Origin of the sequence: Ralstonia sp. TCR112, from assembly GCF_007997035.1 — a bacterium.
GTDB classification, from domain to species: domain Bacteria; phylum Pseudomonadota; class Gammaproteobacteria; order Burkholderiales; family Burkholderiaceae; genus Ralstonia; species Ralstonia edaphi.
The window spans coordinates 1-689 of the sequence record NZ_VOSS01000261.1 but is presented as its reverse complement, the minus strand read 5'-3'; the positions used below and the strand labels follow the sequence as shown (position 1 = coordinate 689).

Sequence of the window (689 nt, the reverse complement as noted above, 5' to 3'; positions counted from 1 at the left end):
GCGTGCACATCGCCGCCGCCGCCGAAGCCATGGCCCTGGGCCTGCGCGAAGGCGTGGCAGCGGATGCGCTGTACGAAGTCATCACGCATAGCGCGGGCAACAGCTGGATGTTCGAAAACCGCATGGCCCACGTGCTGGCCGGCGATTACACGCCGCTGTCCGCCGTCGACATCTTCGTCAAGGATCTGGGCTTGGTGCTCGATACCGCGCGCGCGACCAAGTTTCCGCTGCCGCTGGCGGCTACCGCGCATCAGATGTTCATGCAGGCATCCACGGCCGGTTATGCGAAGGAAGACGATTCGGCCGTCATCAAGATCTTCCCGGGCATCACGTTGCCGGAGGGCCAACCGAAATGAGCGCAGCGCCCACGTCCCGCCCAGTCCTCGGTTGCATCGCCGACGACTTCACCGGTGCGACCGACCTTGCCAACATGCTCGTGCGCGCGGCATGCGCACGGTGCAGACCATTGGTGTGCCGCAGGCTGGCGGCGAGGCCATCGCGGCGGATGCCGATGCGATCGTCGTTGCGCTCAAGTCGCGCACGATTGCCGCGGCCGATGCCGTGGCGCAGTCGTTGAATGCACTGCACTGGCTGCGCGCGCAAGGCTGCTCGCGCTTCTTTTTCAAATACTGCTCGACCTTCGATTCCACCGATGCCGGCAACATCGGCCCCGTGGCCGAAGCGTTGAT

1 protein-coding gene and 1 pseudogene are annotated in these 689 nt (G+C 65.2%); both read left to right on the top strand.

The window, feature by feature from the left end:
• On the top strand, positions 1 to 356 hold a 356-nt coding region (locus FUT88_RS25775), incomplete at its 5' end, for an NAD-binding protein (protein WP_147219368.1).
• A pseudogene (locus FUT88_RS25770) lies at positions 353 to 689 on the top strand (four-carbon acid sugar kinase family protein); the annotation flags it as partial. The gene FUT88_RS25775 and the pseudogene FUT88_RS25770, both read left to right, overlap by 4 nt.